This is a genomic window from Microbulbifer sp. MI-G (genome assembly GCF_030440425.1).
Lineage (GTDB): Bacteria > Pseudomonadota > Gammaproteobacteria > Pseudomonadales > Cellvibrionaceae > Microbulbifer > Microbulbifer spongiae.
The window spans coordinates 332,067-350,438 of the sequence record NZ_CP098023.1; the positions used below are offsets into that span (position 1 = coordinate 332,067).

General features: G+C 56.4%; 9 protein-coding genes. 5 read left to right on the plus strand and 4 right to left on the minus strand.

What is annotated here, in order from left to right; genetic code table 11:
• Positions 1 to 223 precede the first annotated feature (223 nt).
• Both M8T91_RS01435 and M8T91_RS01440 read right to left on the minus strand, forming a co-directional pair.
• Complete coding sequence (locus M8T91_RS01435) at positions 224 to 3,355, minus strand: efflux RND transporter permease subunit (RefSeq protein WP_301416117.1); 3,132 nt, start codon at positions 3,353 to 3,355, stop codon at positions 224 to 226.
• A complete protein-coding gene (locus tag M8T91_RS01440) occupies positions 3,355 to 4,599 on the minus strand; it encodes an efflux RND transporter periplasmic adaptor subunit (protein ID WP_301416119.1) in 1,245 nt (414 codons plus the stop codon). Before M8T91_RS01440 ends, M8T91_RS01435 begins: the two co-directional genes overlap by 1 nt.
• A gap of 293 nt (positions 4,600 to 4,892) precedes the next feature.
• Between M8T91_RS01440 and M8T91_RS01445 the strand changes: the two genes are divergently transcribed.
• The 3 genes from M8T91_RS01445 to M8T91_RS01455 all read left to right on the plus strand — a co-directional run bounded on the left by M8T91_RS01445 (position 4,893) and on the right by M8T91_RS01455 (position 13,094).
• Positions 4,893 to 7,232, plus strand: a complete 2,340-nt coding sequence (locus tag M8T91_RS01445; RefSeq protein ID WP_301416121.1) for a Tex family protein — start codon at positions 4,893 to 4,895, stop codon at positions 7,230 to 7,232.
• Positions 7,233 to 7,810: 578 nt separating this feature from the next.
• The gene (locus tag M8T91_RS01450; protein WP_301416123.1) at positions 7,811 to 11,068 is read left to right on the plus strand and encodes a TonB-dependent receptor; all 3,258 of its coding nucleotides are present in this window, start codon (positions 7,811 to 7,813) and stop codon (positions 11,066 to 11,068) included.
• A 61-nt stretch (positions 11,069 to 11,129) separates the two neighbouring features.
• Positions 11,130 to 13,094, plus strand: coding sequence for an alpha/beta hydrolase family protein (locus tag M8T91_RS01455; RefSeq protein WP_301416125.1), 1,965 nt, complete (start codon positions 11,130 to 11,132; stop codon positions 13,092 to 13,094).
• A 130-nt stretch (positions 13,095 to 13,224) separates the two neighbouring features.
• On the opposite strand, the gene ptsP is transcribed toward M8T91_RS01455, so the two are convergent.
• Together ptsP and M8T91_RS01465 are read right to left on the minus strand one after the other, a co-directional pair.
• Positions 13,225 to 15,492: a phosphoenolpyruvate--protein phosphotransferase gene (gene ptsP, locus M8T91_RS01460; protein WP_301416127.1), complete on the minus strand. Its 2,268-nt coding sequence runs from the start codon at positions 15,490 to 15,492 to the stop codon at positions 13,225 to 13,227.
• Between the two features lie 138 nt (positions 15,493 to 15,630).
• A complete protein-coding gene (locus M8T91_RS01465; RefSeq protein ID WP_436970314.1) occupies positions 15,631 to 16,311 on the minus strand; it encodes an RNA pyrophosphohydrolase in 681 nt (226 codons plus the stop codon).
• 168 nt (positions 16,312 to 16,479) lie between these two features.
• Here M8T91_RS01465 and M8T91_RS01470 point away from each other — a divergent pair, with 168 nt between their 5' ends.
• Together M8T91_RS01470 and M8T91_RS01475 are read left to right on the plus strand one after the other, a co-directional pair.
• A complete protein-coding gene (locus M8T91_RS01470; RefSeq protein WP_301416129.1) occupies positions 16,480 to 17,136 on the plus strand; it encodes a histidinol-phosphatase in 657 nt (218 codons plus the stop codon).
• Between the two features lie 37 nt (positions 17,137 to 17,173).
• Positions 17,174 to 18,343 (plus strand): imelysin family protein, encoded by a 1,170-nt coding sequence (locus M8T91_RS01475; RefSeq protein WP_301416131.1) that lies wholly within the window; start codon positions 17,174 to 17,176, stop codon positions 18,341 to 18,343.
• The last annotated feature ends 29 nt before the right edge of the window (positions 18,344 to 18,372 follow it).

Here is an 18,372-nt window from a genome sequence, read left to right on the forward strand (position 1 = left end):
CGGGCACATAACCCCCCATCGGAAGTCGGCCGTGGTAAGTACCTCGCGCTGCGCGTTGGCCCTGCGAAGGATGCTATTCAACAACGCAATATCGCTGGCTGTATAGGCCACCTCGGTTCTTCACTGGGTGCCCAAGTAATACGATCAGGGGAATAGGTGCTGTCCCACCATGCCCCTGAACGCGAGGGTTTCGCCTGTGCGTCAAGTTCTGTTCGTTCCTGGGTCAAACCGTCTCCATGGATACCGGTACCCCGGGTCCCTCCAGGCCTTTGCGTTTGGGTCGGATCACTTCAATCACTTTGTACAGATTTGGCACCAGGATCAAAGTGACCGCAGTGGCGAAGAGGACACCAAAAGCGAGACTGATGACCATCGGGATCAGGAACTGTGCCTGGATGGAACGCTCGAACATAATCGGTACCAGCCCGATAAATGTGGTAATGGACGTCAGGATAATCGGGCGGAAGCGGTCGCGCCCCGATTGGATCACCGCCTCCATCACCGCCCACCCCTGGGCGCGCAGCTGGTTGATCCGATCCATCAATACCAGGTTATCGTTCACCACAACGCCCGCTGCGGCGAGAAATCCGAGCATGGACATAATGCTGATATCATGCCCCATCAGCAGGTGTCCCACCACCGCACCGAAGAAGCCAAAAGGTACCGCGGTGAGAATGAGCAGCGGCTGCGAATAGGAGCGGAAGGCAATCGCCAGCAGTGCGTAAATGGCGAACAAGGACAGCACAAAGAAAGCCAGGATAGCCCCGTTGAACTCCTCCTCCTCCTGCATCTCTCCCGCGGTTCTCAGGGAGAAGCCGGGGAAGCGGCGCTCCAGTTCTGGCACCAGACTTTCGCGCATATCCTTGAGGATTTCCTGCGCAGAGGACGTATTTGGTGTGATTTGTGCAGAGACCCGCACGGTGCGCTCGCGGTTATTGCGGCGGATAGTGGTATAACCGGGTACATAGACCGCTTCGGCCACCGCCGAAAAGGGCACCTCGCCCGCAGTGGTGCGGATACGGATGCGATCCATCTGCTCTTCGCTGGCGCGTTCGTCTTGGGGGTAGCGTACCATCACCCGCACATCTTCGCGGCCCCTGGGAATACGTTGCACCTCCTCACCGTAGAAACCCTGGCGCACCTGCCTGGCGATATCGGCGAGGTTGACCCCCAGGGTGGTGGCGTAGGGCTTCAACTGGATTTCGATATCGCGGCGGGCACTGGTGAGGTTGTCGCGTACATCGTAGATACCGGCGTAGGTATTCAGCTTTTCTTCCACCGCATCTGCAGCGGCGCGCAGTTCATCCATATTCCCCGATGCAGTGCTCAGGTTCAGGCTCAAGCCATTGCCGCCGTCATTGATGGTGGAGTCGATATTCAGGTCCTCGACACTGGCGGGAAGTTCGCCGATCAGTGTGCGCCAGCGCAGCGCCAGGGTCTTGGACGTCACATCGCGCAGCTCGCCATCCACCAGCTGCAGTATGACGTAGATATTGCCGCGCCAATTGAACACCAAGGTATTTTCCAGAAAAGGCTGGCCCTGGTTCAGTGCCAGCATCCTCTCGTCTACCGCGAGTTTGTCCGCCGCCGCGAGTATCTGTTCCATCACCCGCTCGGATTCGCGAAAAGGCTCGCCGGAGGCCATGGTGGCCTGCAGCTCCAGCAGGTCAGAGGGTACCTGGGGGGCGAAGGAAGAGCCCACATAGCCACTCAGGAATACCGTGATCGAGAGCCCCAGAGCCAGCAGGAAGCCCATAACAGTGGTGCGGCTGTTACCGAGGGACTTTTTCAGCAGTGGCAGGTAGTAGCGGTCCCCGGCGGTTTTCATCGCCCCGGCAAAGTGCCCGCGCAGCGTCTGCAGCTTGATACCCAGTGTGGACCTGGCAGGCTTTTCCGGTTTCATGCCCACCAGATGCGCCGGCAGGATCAGCAGCGATTCCACCAGGGAGAAGACCAGACACAGCAACACCACCACGGGCAAAGACAGCATCATCTGAGCGGTGTAGCCGGGCAGAAACAACATGGGGATAAAGAACACCATGGTGGAAGTCACGGCAAAGATCACCGGCGCAGAGACCTGTTTAACCCCCTCCTCCGCGGCCGCCAGGCCGGTAACCCCGCGATCGTGGGCGGCGTGCACTGCCTCCCCCACAATAATCGCATCGTCCACTACAATCCCCAGAATCAGCAGGAAAGCGAAGAGAGAGAGCATATTCAGGCTGACACCGGTGACCGGCAGCAGTGCGAAGGCACCGAGGAAAGCCACCACAATCCCCACGGTGACCCACAGGGCAAGCGCGGGGCGCAGGAACAGCATCAGTAGAATGAAAACCAGGGCGAAGCCACTCAGCGCGTTCTTGGTGAGCAGGTTCATACGGCCCTCAAAAGACTTGGAGAAGTCGAACCAGATATCGAACTCCATGCCCGGCGGCAGCTGTGCGCGGTTTTCCTCCATAAATGCTTTGATACGGTCCGCAGTGCCCACCACATCCAGGGGCTCGCCCTGGCTCACGCGCAGGTTCATGGCCGGATTGCCGTTAAAGCGGATGACGTTGTTGTACTCTTCGAAACCGTCGCGCACGGTGGCCACATCGCGCAGCAGCAGTACGGAGCCATCGGTGCGACTGACAACCGGGATACGCTCGAAGTCCTCTGCGTTATAGGCCTGGCCGCGGGTCTGCACCTGGATATCCCCGCGATCCGAACGCACCATGCCCGCGGGCAGGTCCAGGGAGGAGCGTCGCACGGCGTTGGCGACATCGCTGAAGCTCAGGTTATAGCGGCGCAAATCCAGTTCGGAGACCTCGATCGACAGTTCATCCGGGCGATCGCCCCAGACATCCACCCGGCGCACGCCGGGAATCAGCATCAATTTGTCGCGCAGATCCAGAGCGGTTTCCTTGAGCTGGTGTTCTGACACAGGCCCGCCCACAGCGATCATCATCAGCTGGGTATCCCATTCCTGCAGGTGGATAACCGGGCGCTCGATCCCCTCGGGAAAGGTGTTGATACTGTCTACTTGTGCCTTGATATCGTTCAGCAGGCGCAACTGGTCGTAGCCATCCACTGCCTGGATGTCCACCGAGGAGTGACTGCGGCGGGAGGCGGAATTGACCTCTTTGATCCCCTTGACCTCGGAGATAGCCTCTTCCACACGCACTGTCACCTGCTGTTCGACTTCTGCCGGGCCGGCGCCGGGGTAGGAAATGTCCACCTCAACGATGCCCGGCTGAATCGCCGGGAACACTTCCCGGTCTATACCGCTGATGCCGAAAATGCCGCCGATAATAATCATAATCATCAGCAGGTTGGCGGCCTTGCTGTTGCGTGCAAACCAGGAAATGATGCCGTTCATCAGTGACCCCCCGGATAGGTATTGTCCGTGGCGGCCCCGGTCACGGCAGTGGCCGGGGCCGCAGTCTTATCATCAACGCTGTCGGTCAGGTGTGCGGGTTTTTCGTTTAACGGGTTGGGCGTGAGGACCATCCCTTCGCGGGAGTAACCCAGGCTGGAGACGACCACGCGATCGCCAGTGGCGATATCGCCGCGCAGCCAGACCTTGTCGTCGACACTCTGCAGCAGTTCCACCGCTTTAAAGATCAGTTGATTCTCTTTATTCAACACCAGCAGGTGGTTTCCTTCATGCAGGGCCTGGCGCGGCAGTATCACGACGTCCTCGAAGGTTCTGCCGGCAATATCCGCCTCCACAAACAGGCCGTTCATCAGTGGCGCCGCGCCCTGGTAGGGATTTTCTACCTGCGCCACCGCGAAGATAAAGCGGCTGTTGGGATCGATGCTGGCTTCGGTGCGCACCAGCTGCGCGCGCCACTCCCGCTCGTGCCCGGCCACGACAGCCCTTAGGCGCACGGCAGGGCTGTTTTCGATTGATTGCCCCAGGGGCAGGTTCAAGAGCGCCAGCTGCTGATCGGTCAGGGGCAGGCGCACCTCGGCGATGCCGGTACTGTGAATTTTTGCCAGCCTGGTGCCCGGAGCGATGTATTGGCCCAGGTCGACATAGGTTTCTACCACGCGACCGGCGAAGGGGGCTGTGATGGTGGTGCGCTCCAGGTCCAGAGCGGCCTGATCGCGATCCGCCCGTGCGGCCGCCACTGCGGCTTCCGCCGCGGCCAGTTGGGGTTTGCGCAGGAACAGGGCGTTGGCGGCCTCACTGCCCAGGTCTCGCCACTCCCGCTTGGCCTGCTTTGCACGGCCCTGCTCCTGGGCAAATGTGGAGTTGGCGTTGGCCAGTTGGGACTCGGCGCGGGTGACATTGTGCACATAGTCCGCCTGCTCAAGCTGCAGCAGGGCCTCCCCTGCCGAGAAAAAGCCGCCGGGTACGAATGCTGCATTGACACTTTCAATCACACCGCCGACACGGGCTACTAACTCAATCTCATGGCGGGCATTGACTGTGCCCTGGCTGGGCACCAACAGGGTCTGGGGACCGGGCGCTATATAGAGGATATCCGCCACGGGCGGGACCACCGTCTCTGCTGGCTTTTCCTGGGGTTTTGGCTTGAGGAGTACCGCTGCAGTGATGGCAATCGCCCCAACGCCTAAAACAATCATTAACAGCTTGTTCTTCTTGGATACTTTCACCGGCTGCCTCTACTCCGCTTCATCATGGAAGTTGGTCAAATTTTGACTAGCGAGCATTTTACTGGAGTTTGATGCAGATACGAGGGGATTTCTCTGCAGGTCGCCGCACAAGCTGGCGCCCTGTCGCAAACCTTTCTCACCGCGCTCCTGTGGAGCATAATGCCGGCCCGATTTACCCTGATACCGGAGGGGCAGCGGGCCCGCTCACTGCCATCAAAACCGATGGGCTGTGATCCGGTTGAATGCCGCTCCCAGGGGTACGAGCCCTCTCGCAAAATGGATGTAAACATCACATGCTGGATATCAACGTTCGCATCGCCGAAGAACTCAATGTGCGCCCGCAACAGGTAGCCTCTGCAGTCTCCCTGCTGGATGAGGGGGCTACGGTGCCATTTATTGCCCGCTACCGGAAGGAGGTTACGGGTGCCCTGGATGACACCCAGTTGCGCACCCTGGAAGAGCGCCTGCGTTACCTGAGGGAACTGCAAGAGCGCCGCGGGAGTATCCTGAAAAGTATTGATGAGCAGGGCAAACTCACACCGGAATTGACTCGGCAAATCAACGACGCTGAGACCAAGAACCGCCTCGAAGACCTCTATCTCCCTTTTAAACCCAAGCGGCGCAGCAAAGGGCAAATCGCCATTGAGGCGGGCCTTGAGCCCCTGGCCGATGCCCTGATCAACGATCCCGGGCTCGACCCCGCCGCCGAAGCGCTGCAGTACCTCACCCCGGAGCACAAAGATGCCTCTCTGCAGGTAAAAGACAGCAAGGCGGCCCTCGACGGGGCCAAGTTTATCCTGATGGAGCGCTTTGCCGAGGACGCGGAACTCCTCGGGCGACTGCGGGATTTCCTCAAACGTGATGGCCAGGTCAGATCCAAGCTGCTGGATGGCAAAGAGGAAGAGGGCGCTAAATTCCGCGACTATTTCAACTACGCCGAGGACTGGTCCCAAGTGCCATCCCACCGCGCCCTGGCCATTTTCCGCGGTCGCAATGCGGGTATTCTGGCGGTCAGTATCGGCCTGCCGGAGGAATCGGGCGTACCTGCCACTACCGGCCACCCCTGTGAGGTAATGGTGGCCAAACATTTCGATATCCGCGATCAGGGCCGCCCAGCGGACAGCTGGCTCGGCGAGGTGGTGCGCTGGACCTGGCGTATCAAGCTGAGTACAGCGCTGGAAACAGACCTGCTCGGGGCCCTGCGCGAAAAGGCCGAGGAAGAGGCCATCCGGGTCTTCTCCCGCAACCTCAAGGACCTGCTGCTGGCCGCGCCCGCGGGGCAGAAATCCACCATCGGCCTGGACCCGGGCCTGCGCACCGGCGTCAAGGTCGCTGTAGTGGATGCCACCGGTAAACTGCTGGATCACACCGCCATATTCCCGAACCCGCCCCAGAACCGCTTGCAGGAATCCGCTGCGGTACTTGCCGCCCTGTGCAGCAAGTACCGGGTGGGCCTGATTGCCATCGGCAACGGCACCGCCAGCCGTGAGACTGACAAGTTTGTTGGCGAGACCATCAAACAGTACAAGCTTAGCGCCCAGAAAGTGCTGGTGAACGAGGCGGGCGCCTCCGTGTACTCGGCTTCGGCATTTGCCGCACGGGAATTCCCAGATTTGGATGTCACCATCCGCGGTGCCATTTCTATTGCCCGCCGCCTGCAGGACCCACTGGCCGAACTGGTGAAAATTGAACCCAAGTCCATCGGTGTCGGCCAATACCAGCACGACGTTTCCCAGATGCAGCTGGCGCGCTCCTTGGATGCGGTGGTGGAAGATTGTGTCAATGGGGTCGGTGCCGAGCTGAACTCTGCCTCTGCCCCGCTCTTGGCCAGGGTTTCCGGACTCACCGCCACCATCGCCGGCAATATCGTCAGCTATCGCGACCAGCACGGCGCCTTTAAAAACCGGCAGCAGCTGCTGAACGTGTCGCGCCTTGGGCCCAAGGCGTTCGAGCAGGCCGCGGGCTTTCTGCGCATCGGCAATGGTGAGAACCCGCTGGACAGGTCGGGGGTGCACCCGGAAGCCTACCAGGTAGTGAAGCGTATCGCCGAGCGGAACAACCGCGAGATCAATGCCCTGATCGGTGACGCTGCCTTCCTGCGCCGGCTCAAGCCTGCCGACTACACCGATGAGAAGTTCGGTGTTCCCACGGTGACCGATATCATTGCCGAACTGGAAAAACCCGGTCGCGACCCGCGCCCGGAGTTTCGCACCGCACGCTTAGAGGAGGGTGTAGAGGGTATTGGGGACCTGCGCATTGGCATGGTACTTGAGGGCACTGTTACCAATGTCACCAATTTTGGTGCTTTTGTGGATATCGGGGTACACCAGGATGGCCTCGCGCATATCTCTGCACTGTCGGAGAAGTTTGTGAAGGATCCCCGCGAAGTGGTCAAAGCCGGTGATATCGTCAAAGTGAAGGTGATGGATGTGGACGTGGCGCGCAAACGCATCGGCCTCTCCATGCGCCTGTCGGATGAGCCGGGGGAGCAGAGTGGTGCTATCCAACGGGGCGATCAGCGTGAGAACCGCCAGGCCCAGCGCTATAACAGGCAGCGGGGCCACCGACAGCAACCGGGTAGCCAGGGTAGTATGGGCGACCTGTTGAAGGCAGCGATGAAAAACAGGAAATAGGCCCCACAGGCCTTGTACAGGGCGATCTGCCAAGTGCTCTTTCCCTGGATCTTTTTATTTTCTTGGATATTGATGCAATAGACTGCGATCTGCCAATTTGATGAGTTTATTTTCTATCAAGGTGGAGGAAAGCAGCATTTTGTACCCCATTATCGAATTTTTTCAAGTACTAAAAAGCGGTCTGGTGCACTGGGAAAGTGAGTGCCCCGGGCCGCTTGGCAGCCGTCTTGTGACTATGAAATTCCTCTAATTGCTGGGGCCAGTGTGAATAATAATGGCCCCATTTAAGCCTCCTAAAAGTTGGCCGAGGCGCTCTTGGATTTATGATATGTATAATGCGCACTTCGTAAAATAAGTCATATATCACTAAAAAATGAATTTTAAAGAAATGGTTATCACTATTATGTCGTTTTTTGTGGGATAGTAGATTTTATTTCACTTGATTTTTGTTTCAGCGCTCGAGTCAAATATTCATTGGCGTTATTATCGCCAATATCCTGCAAAAATAAGTGACGCATAAAATAAATAAGTCACGTAGGAATATTTAATACACAAATATAAAATCCTCGGAGGGTTAGATGGAGCACAATTTCAAAAAGAGTTTTCTCAGTCTTGCAATAGCGGGCTCAATTTCTCTGATCTCTTACCAGGGTATTGCCCAGGAAAATGAAGAGGGGCTTACCGAGACAGATGTGGCGGCTGAGGCGGACTACTCGAGCAATGGGGCCGGTGGCTCTGATGTGGAAGAATCCGAAGTGGAAGAGGTCGTAGTGACCGGATCCCGTATAGCCCGGGATACTTTCTCCAGCATTTCACCACTGCAGATCATTGATACTGAGGGTACCCGTGAAGCGGGCGTTATTGATGCTTCTTCCATCCTGCAAAACAGTCAGGCGGCTTCCGGTCAGCAGATAGACCTGACCTTTTCCGGTTTCGTGGTGGACAACGGACCGGGGTCCTCCACTGTGAGCTTGCGCGGCTTGGGTGCCAACCGTACGCTGATCATGGTAAACGGCCGTCGCCTGGCCCCTGCCGGTGTGGGTGGTGCACCTACCGCCCCGGATCTGACCCTGATTCCATCAACGCTGGTGCAACAGTACGATCTGTTGCTGGATGGCGCTTCCTCCATTTACGGCTCCGATGCCGTTGCCGGGGTCACCAATGTGATCCTGAAAAAGGATTTTGATGGCTTTGATTTCGAGTTTTTCAGTGACAATCCCACCCAGGGCAATGGCGAGGAAAATACCTTCAGCCTGAGCTGGGGTAAAAACTTTGACCGCGGTTTTATCGGCATGGGTGCGGAGTATTACGAGAGCGCCGCCGTGACCCTGGATGATCGCGACTGGACCGCCGGCTGTGAACAAAATATAGAGGTTGGCACCGATGGAAATATTTATAAAGCTGATGCTTTTTATACTAATCGCTTAGGTATGGACTGGCGGGGTGGATGTGCTGTCGGGCTTCTTGCCGGTCGAGTAAGTGTTCCTCCTTCAGCGATAGGGAGTATCTACTATACCCCGGGGCAAAGTAACGGGGGCTGGAACGGGTTTTCAGAGTCCAGTCTCTTTGACATCGGTGTCGATGGCGATGGGGATGGCAGAACCGATATTTCCTTCCTGGACTACAGCCTCAACGGCCGGGAGGGCTTCGCACACCTGTTCCCGGAGCAGGATCGGGCCAGCTTTATGGCTTTCGGGGAATACACTTTCGAAGGGGAGATGAACCTGACCCCGTTCTTTGAAACCCTGTATTCAAAGCGTAACACTTTTATCAATACCGGCGCCGCTCAGCTGTTTCCAAGTGTTCCCGCAGACAACCCCTACAATATCTGTAACCCGGATGGGGTGAACGGTGTGGACTGCGGGCTGGCCTACGATGCCCTGCTCACAAACCCCAATTACCTTGAAGACTTCATTGCCCGCTATGGAGCACCGCCCAGTGCTTTCAATATTGTCCCAGGAGGGCCAATCGGGGCACAGGGTACCACCCCGATTGTGGCTGTACGTGGCGATCGCAATAGAACGGACGTCTCCCTGGAGAGTTTCCGCTTTGTTACCGGCCTGAGCGGGGATCTCCCCATGTTGAATTTTGGCTCACTGTCGGACTGGTCCTTTGAAACCTATTTCTCCTTCAGTAAGTCCGATGGGCGTTCAACCATCAGGGGTATTCGCGATGACAGGCTCAACCACTCCCTGAATACTACCCGCGAGGATCCAAATAACCCTGGAAGCTATATCTGTGGTAATGGCAGCGATGGCTGTGTGCCGGTCAATCTGTTTGCAGACTCCCTTTACCAGGGAGTTATCGGCGATTTTGCAACCCAGGCAGAGCGGGATTATCTATTTGGTTCCCGCAACTTCCGCACTGAGTATTATCAGAAAATTATCTCTGGATTTGCTTCAGGTAAGATTGCCAGTTTACCCGCAGGTGATGTAAGCCTCGTGCTGGGTGCGGAATTCCGCAACGACAGAATCAAGTCCATACCTAATGATGTTGCCCGGGATGGGCTGCTCTTCGGTTTCACCCAAGACGGGGGCGCTACCGGTCAAAAGGACACCCGGGAGGTCTACGGTGAAATTGAAATTCCCCTGTTAGGCGGAATGTTCTTGGCAGAAGAGCTGACTGCAAACCTGTCCACTCGCTACACCGATGATGAGTACTACGGTAGTGACCGGACTGAGTCCGTTAAAATTGGCTATCGCCCGTTCAACTCGCTGTTGTTGCGTGGAACCTATGGCACTTCCTATCGCGCGCCAAATCTGCGTGAGAACTTCCTGAAAGGCCAGACCGGATTCCTCAATGTCTCTGACCCCTGTGTGGTTCCGGAAGATGCGTTGGGCGGATTGGGAGGCGGTGGCTATGATCCGTCACTGGACCCCCGCTCGCCTGAAGTGTTGGCCAATTGCCTGGCAAATGGAGTGGATCCCACCCAGTTGGAGAACGGCAGCACGAGTGTTTACAATACTGAAGTAACCTCACGAGGGCTGTTGGATCTCAATCCTGAGACTTCGGAATCCTATACCTTTGGCTTCTCCTGGGAGCAACCGTTCTTCGATGCTTTCGGGTTGACCCTCGGTATGACTTACTATGATATTGAAATCGAGAATGCCATTGTTGAGCCCACTCCGCAGTTTTTGATCAATGACTGCTATAACAGTGTCAACCCAAGTGCTTTCTGTAATCTGGTTCAGCGAGATGCGGATGGATTTATAAACAATGTCAATGCTGAGTTCCTTAACCAGGACAAGGAAGTGTCACGTGGCTTTGACTACAATATCCGCTACGAGCAGCCGGTAACCCTCTTTGGTGCGCCAATTGAGCTGTCTGCACTGATCAATTTCAACCGTACACTGGAGCGGTCTGTAACCTTTATCGGTGATGACGGCACTGTGGATTTTGAGGAATTCAAGGGCGATTTTGGCAATGCAGAATGGATCGGGAACTCTCAGCTGAGAGTCGAGTATGATGATTTCCGCTTTACCTGGAGTTCGCGTTATGTAGGCTCTGTCGAGCAGGATGCGGATGAGGTGGACCCCTTCAGTGATATCTATGATACCCAGGAGACGGGTGTTGAGTCCCAGACCTGTGTTGGTTCAGCAAATGGCGGTGTCGATTGCCGGGATGTGGGCTATGCCGATGATTATTGGGTTCATAGCGCTTCTCTATATTACTATGCGGATACCTGGTTTGCCGGTATTGGGGTTAGCAATGTATTCGACGAAGATCCCCCCGAAGTGGATGGTAGCGAAATCCTTTCTGTAAATAATACGCCTATTGGTGCCGGCTATGATTTGCAGGGCCGCACCATATTTGTGAATTTGCAAAAGAATTTCTAATTTTGCGGATTTAAGGCCCGTTTTGCGGGCCTTTTTTCTTTGTGGATTGAAAGAGTTTGAGATGAAACCTAGAATTTTTATTCAAAAACTGCTGTTCTTTTTGGCGGTTTTCAGTCTCGCATTTTCTTATGAAGCTTCTGCGAGTTCTCCTTACCCACTGGAATACTGGGCTTTGCGCGACGTCATAAGGAATGTAGAGCTCTCACCAGATGGCAAGCATCTGGCATTGTTAAAAATCCCTACAAAGGATGGTGTGCCTATTATTGAAGTGTACAAAACGGATGCCATGGATCGGGAGCCATATCGCATTAATTCTGACCCGATGGAAATTCAGTATTTTTACTGGGCTACTGATGATGTCATCATAATGGGGCTTCGCCAAAAAGTTCGTGACAAGATTGATGGATTTAACCGGGGTGTTTATGAAGGGCTCCTTGCCTCTGTTGATATTAATCGTAAGAAACTAAAAAAATATGATGATCTGGGCGCGGGCATTGAGCATCTGCTGCCAAAGAAGAAAAATAAAATAATATATTCTTATATTCCGGGAGGGGGTGACGGTAAAATCAGAGCGGCCTTTCGCCCGAGAACCTATTATGAACTTAACTTGAAGACAGGCGCTAAGAAATTAATTTTGCGTGGAAAGTTGGAGCTTGGCGCTGTTGAATTCGATGGGGATGGCGTGCCTTGGCTGGCCAGGGGGTTTGATGCTGGAAAGGGAGAGTTTATTTGGTATGAGCGGGTTACCGATAAGAAGAAATGGCGTGAAATTTACCGATTAAGTGAAGACAGCTTCGAGACTTTCTCTGTATTAGGCTTTGACGAGAAAAACCCAAATGTCTTCTTTGTGCGCGCGCAAAATGGAAAGGATAAAATTGGATTGTGGGAATTCGATGTCCAAAAGAAAGCATTTTCCCAGCCAATTTATTTGCGCAATGATGTTGATGTTGCGGGCGTAAGCTTTCATAGTAACCGTTGGACAAATCCCGATACTGTGGTAGGTGTCAGATATTATAAGGATGGCGTTCAAACCGAATACTTTGATTCCACGACAGCAGCAATGGTGCAGCAACTGCAGGGAATTATACCGAATGCGGATTTAGTGCGTGTTGACAGTCGCGATAAATCCGGCAATTCTCTTGTGATTTTAAATGTTGGTGCCCGTGACCCGGGATCTTACTATCTGCTGCATAAAGGAAAATTGACGAATATTGGCAGCCGACAACCTCTGCTTGAAGCCGATCAACTGGCAGATGTGCGCTATATTGAATACAAGGCGCGCGATGGAAAAAAAATACCCGCCTATCTAACAGTGCCGAACGGGGAGCCGCCATTTCCTGCTGTGGTGATGCCGCATGGAGGCCCATTTGTTTCCGAGGTCGTCCTATATGACGAATGGGCGCAAATGCTGGCGAATAATGGCTATCTCGTACTTCAACCGCAGTACAGGGGATCATTGGGATACGGCTTGGAACATTATACTTCCGCATTTAAGAAAGGTGGCCAGGGCGGTTACAAAATGCAGGATGACAAAGATGATGGCATGCTGTATTTGGTTAAAGAGGGGCTTGCAGATCCCGAGCGCCTGGCAATGTTTGGCTGGTCTTACGGTGGTTATGCTGCACTGGTTGCTGCGAGCAGAAAGGAGCAGATATATCAATGTGCTATCGCGGGTGCCGCAGTTGCAGATCCATTAATGCAAGTAAACTACTACCGCTATCGTATGAGGGGGGCTCAAAAGGAAGAGCAGCTTTCTATGTGGGGTGATAGCGTTTCACCACTTGAAAAGGCATCAGAGGTGAATATCCCACTACTGTTGATCCACGGAAGTGTGGATCAGCGCGTTCCGCCGATTCATGCGGAAAAATACCGAAAGGCGTTGGACGCGCATGGAAAGGACTATAAATATGTCGAGCTCGAAGGGGCTGACCACTTTTCCAATACACTGTTTTTCAACCACCAAAAATTGTTATTTGAATCCATGATTGCTTATCTCAAGAATGATTGCGGCCCAAGTGGTTTGTAGGATTCCTGTAGAAGCTTAATAGAAAGCCCGGTACCCCTGCTGTGGGTACCGGGCTTTTTTATTGCCAACCCGGTCTGGCTGTAAGCTGCTTTTGCCAGTGACAAGGGTTTTGCCCCGAATGGCCTAGCTGTTACTGTATACCGGGCGGATGCAAAATCCCCTTCAGACCGAGACTCAGCAAATAGGCATTCACGGCTGACTCGATCTTCTCGGCGCAATCCATACAGATGACCTGCTGCAACAGCCGTTGCATATCCGCCTGTTGCACCGCGCGCAGCGTGGCTTTGACACGGGGCAGGTTGGTGGCATTCATCGACAGCATGTCGTAGCCCATGGCCACCAGCAGCAGGGCGCCGCCGGGTTCTCCGGCCAGCTCGCCGCAGATGCCTACTCGAGTACCCGCTGCGTGTGCAGCGTTAACGATTTCCTGCAGGGCTCGCAACACAGCCGGGTGCAGGGCGTGGTAAATATTGGCCACGCGGCTATTGCTGCGGTCCACCGCCAGAAGGTACTGGGTGAGGTCGTTACTGCCCACTGAGATAAAATCCGCATGCTCGGCCAACTCGCGCACCTGGTAGACCGCAGAGGGCACCTCCACCATAACGCCCAGGGGGGGCATATTGATAGCGTAGCCCTCTTCCAAAAGCTCCCGGTAGGCCCTCTCTATCAACTTGCGAGCGGCTTCGAGTTCGCTCAGTCCACTGATCATCGGCAGCATGATACGCAGGTTATCGAGTCCCTGGCTGGCTTTCATCATGGCGCGCACCTGTGCCAGGAATATTTCCGGGTGATCCAGGGTGACGCGGATGCCGCGCCATCCGAGGAAGGGGTTGGTCTCTTCTATAGGAAAGTAAGCCAAGGACTTGTCACCGCCAATATCCAGGGTGCGCATGGTCACCGGCAGGGGGGCGAAGCATTCCAGCTGTTCCCGGTAAATCTCCCGTTGCTCCTCCTCCGAGGGGAAGCGGTCGCGCAGCAGGAAGGGCACTTCGGTGCGAAACAGGCCGACACCCTCGGCACCGCGCTCCCTGGAGCGCACCACATCGGCCATCAGGCCGGTGTTGACCAGAAGACACACCCGGTGGCCGTCTGTGGTTTCTGCGGGGAGACTGGCGGTGTGATCCAGGTTGCGGGTGAGCTCCCGCTCTTCAGCCACAATGGCGTTATAGTGGCGTTTGAGTGCCTCACCGGGGTGGATATGCAGTACGCCGCGATAGCCGTCCACGACCACGGAGATGCCATCAATGGTCTCATAGGGCAGGTCCTGCACGCCCATTACGGCTGGCAGCCCCATGGCCCGCGCGATGATGGCCACATGGCTGTTGGCGGAGCCCTTTACGGAAACAACGCCGATCAGTTTTTGCCGGGGGACTTCGGCCAATACCGCGGCGGTGAGCTCCTCCCCCACCAGGATAGTGTTTTCCGGGTAGTTGCGCTCGCTCTGCTGTTGTTGGTACAGGTGGGCCAGCACCCGCACGCCGAGGTCGCGCACATCGGCGGCTCTGTCGCGGAAATAAGAGTCGGACATGGTTTCAAAGCGCCGTACATGCTCCAGCATAACCTCGGCCCAGGCCCTCGGCGCACAGAGCTGCTGTTGCCGGATGCGATCACAGACTTCGGAGGCAAGGACGTCGTCGTCCAGTATGCTGATGTAGGCATCGAACAGTGTGGACTCCTCGCGGCTGAGTTCGCCCTTGAGGCGCTCCCCCACCTGGTGGATTTCCTCCCTGGCGGCGGAGAGGGCCTGCTGAAACAGGGCCAGTTCGGAGTCGACATCCAGGCACAAACAGTAGGGTACGGTGGCCAGGTTGGCCTGGGGTGTGACGATGCACGCGTGGCCGATCGCAACCCCGGGGGATGCAGCGATGCCACTAAAGTGGGTTTCGCGCCTCTGCTTGCGCATGGTCGCCAGTACCCCGGTGGCTTCCGCATGGGCAATGACACCGGCGAGCTGGGCAGAGAGGGTCACCAGAAACGCCTCTTCGCCCTCATCGAAGCGACGCTGTTGCTCCTGTTGAACGACAAGAACCCCGAGTACGGTGCGGTGGTGGATAATCGGTGCGCCGAGGAAAGCGCAGAAACGCTCCTCCCCGGTCGCGGGGAAATACTGGAAAGCGGGATGGGACTTGGCCATATCCAGATTGATGGGTTCCTCGCGGGCCACCACACTGCCCACCAGCCCCTCGCCCGGCGCCAGGTGTACCTGACCGACAGCATTGGAGTGGAGGCCGTCGGTGGCCATCAGCACATAGTTTCCGGACTGCTTGTCGCGAAGATAAACAGAGCAGACCCGGGTGTGCATTACCTCACGCACACGTTGCACAATAATTTTGAGCACCGCGGGGAGGTCCCTGGCGGTGTTGACTTCCTGTACGATACTGCGCAGAGATCCGAGCAATGGCCTGTCCTCGCCAATCAACGGAGAAAGTTCAGGCCCGGAACCGGTGGGTGCTCCGCCAGGGCCCTAGGTGTTCAGACATAGTAAAGATTCCGGTAACTCCCCTATACCGGACTCATCACTGGCGAAAGGGGCGCGCTATTCGCCCTGTTTGTGCAGCCAGCGCCTTTCCAGCTGTATTTGCTGTGGGGCCAGCTCGGTTAGCGCGCGCCGATACACCTCGCGCTTGAAGGTCACTACCTTGCTGAGCGGATGCCAATAGCTCACCCAGCGCCAGTGGTCGAATTCGGGCTTATAGCCGTTATCAAAACTGATGGCGGTCTCCGCCGCCACCAGTTTTAATAAAAACCATTTCTGTTTCTGGCCAATGCACAGCGGTTCGGCACGCCGGCGGATCATCCGCTGCGGCAGGCGGTAGCGCAGCCAGCCGCGTGTGCAGGCGATCATACTGACCTGATCGCGAGTGAGACCGATTTCTTCGTAAAGCTCCCTGTACAATGCCTGTTCTGGGGTTTCGCCTGGATTAATGCCGCCCTGGGGGAACTGCCAAGCGTCCTTGCCACCGACCCGTCTGGCCCACAGCACCTGGCCGCGGGCATTCAGCATAATGATACCGACGTTGGGGCGAAAGCCCTCTGCATCTATATTACTGCTGTCCTCGCCACCCTGCCTCTGCCTCCTGTTGTTCCGTGCAGGGGGATTGTTGCGATTTGATTGCTTGTTGGGCCTACGGCGGCTTCTTCTCCCGGTTTGAGCCGGCTTGCCGTCGTCCAAAATAATACTGTCCTCGATACTGTTGCGTGCTGCTGTACGCTGCACTCGCTTGTCCCGTATTGTTCCACAGAGGGGTGTTTACAGCAATTCGGTGACGCAGTCTGTGTGCAGCGCGTGAATGCAGGGTAAAATTGTATGACGGTGTGGTGGCATTGGCTGGATTTTGGCAGTGGAGTTTCCTTTGGCAATCAATAGTAACGGGGCAGGTGAGCGGTGCACTTGGCAATTTTTGATCTCGACAATACCCTGATCGGCGGAGACAGCGACCATGCCTGGGGCGAGTTCCTGGTACAGCGTGCGCAGGTGGACGGCGAGCACTACCGCTCCACCAATGACCATTTCTATCGGGACTACCAGCGGGGAGAGCTGGATATCTCTGCTTATCTGGAGTTCGCACTGGCGCCTCTGTCCCTGCTATCGCGCGAGCAGCTGGAAAGCCTGCAAAGGGAATTTATGCAGGAAGTCGTCAGTGAGCTGTGGCTGCCCCGCGCACAGGCGCTGATTGGGGAACACCGCCGCAAAGGGCACCATATCATGATCATTACCGCGACCAATCGCTTTGTTGTGGAGCCGATTGCCGCACACCTGGGTGTGGATACCCTACTGGCCACAGAGCCGGAGGAATTAGAGGGGCGCTTCACCGGGCGCGTGGTCGGCGAGCCCTGTTATCGGGCTGGCAAGGTGGTGCGATTGCAGCAGTGGCTGTCACACAACGCAGACTATGTGGACGGGCAGAAGTGGTTTTACAGTGACTCGATCAATGATTTGCCACTTCTGACTGAAGTGGAGCATCCGGTCGCTGTGGACCCGGATGCTCGCCTGCGCACAGAGGCGGAAGCGCGGGGCTGGCCGGTAATCAGTCTCCGATGACTGCAGATTCTGGCAAAGGGCAAAAACGGGGAATCGCGTGAACGATACCATTCGGCAAACAGCCTGTGCGCTGTTGCTGGCCAGCCTGGGGGCCTTGTTGGGTTGTGAACAAAAACCCGCAACGCCACCGGAGTCCGTGCAGGGGGCTGCGCTGGTGCCCATCAGTGAAAAAGCGGCCTCGGATCTCTCGCTGGCGATATGGCAGGCGGGCCAGGCACAGGTTATGCACACCCGTGCCACCGCGGCGACCCTTCGACGTGCAGTGGCGGCACTGTTGGAGCACCCCAATGAAGACCGGTTGGAGAAAGCCAGGCTTGCCTGGCTGGATGCCCACCGGGAGCTCGCTGCGATGCTGCCCTATATCCAGTTGGCCTTTTCTCCGGTGGCTTTGCGCAGTCAGGGTCGCGAGCTGCTGCTGACTTTGGACAGCTGGCCTGCGCAGGCGGGGTACCTGGATACGGTGCCGGGCTATTCAGACAGCGGCATCGTCAATGACACTGCCATAGAGCTAACCCTGGCAAACCTGCGCAAGCAGCACCGGCTCACTGCCCATGAGGAGGCGAGCATCGGTTTTCACGCCCTGGAGGTCATGCTCTGGGGGCCAACCAGCGAGCGTATGGCGGAACAGTTTGTCGCCGACTCCAGGGGGGAAAAACCCGAGGCCCTGGCGGCCAATCGGCGCCGTGCGCTGACCCGCCTGATCGCCCAGGGTATTGAAGAGGATATGGATGGTCTGGCGCGCAGCTGGCCCAGTGCAGCCAATCAGCTGTCGCGTCGCTACCTCGCCCTTGGCCCTGTGGCACGGCTGCAACAGATTCGCGCCGCCCATACCCAGGTAATCGACGAATTGCTATTGCCGCGCCTGCCTGAGGGCTCTGAAAGCGATGTGGAGAGCAGTCGCGCAGCGGACTCCAAGCAGGCGCTGCTGGCGGCTATGGCAACTTTACAATCCAACTGGATACCCACCGGGGGGGGCGGTTTGGCAGAGTTGCTGCTGGATCGTCACCAGGTGAGTGCGCTGGAGCAGACCTTTGCCGATCTGGAGGCCCTGTTACTGGAGATGGAAGATCCGTTTGAATTAGCGGAATTGGGCCAGCTGGCCAAGGCGCGCAAATTGCTGGAAAAGGTGGCGGGCCTGATGGCTGGTACTACCCAGATTCCCGTTTCCGAAATGGATGTGGTGCCCGTTGTCCTGCCGGTAGAGTGAGGCGCAGAAATATCAAACCCCGCTACAGG

What these genes read in the sequence shown, in the direction of transcription:
- M8T91_RS01445 (WP_301416121.1), top strand. Translation starts at nt 4,893, where the DNA reads ATGCTGGATATCAACGTTCGCATCGCCGAAGAACTCAATGTGCGCCCG.
- M8T91_RS01435 (WP_301416117.1), bottom strand. Translation starts at nt 3,355, where the DNA reads ATGAACGGCATCATTTCCTGGTTTGCACGCAACAGCAAGGCCGCCAAC.
- M8T91_RS01450 (WP_301416123.1), top strand. Translation starts at nt 7,811, where the DNA reads ATGGAGCACAATTTCAAAAAGAGTTTTCTCAGTCTTGCAATAGCGGGC.
- M8T91_RS01455 (WP_301416125.1), top strand. Translation starts at nt 11,130, where the DNA reads ATGAAACCTAGAATTTTTATTCAAAAACTGCTGTTCTTTTTGGCGGTT.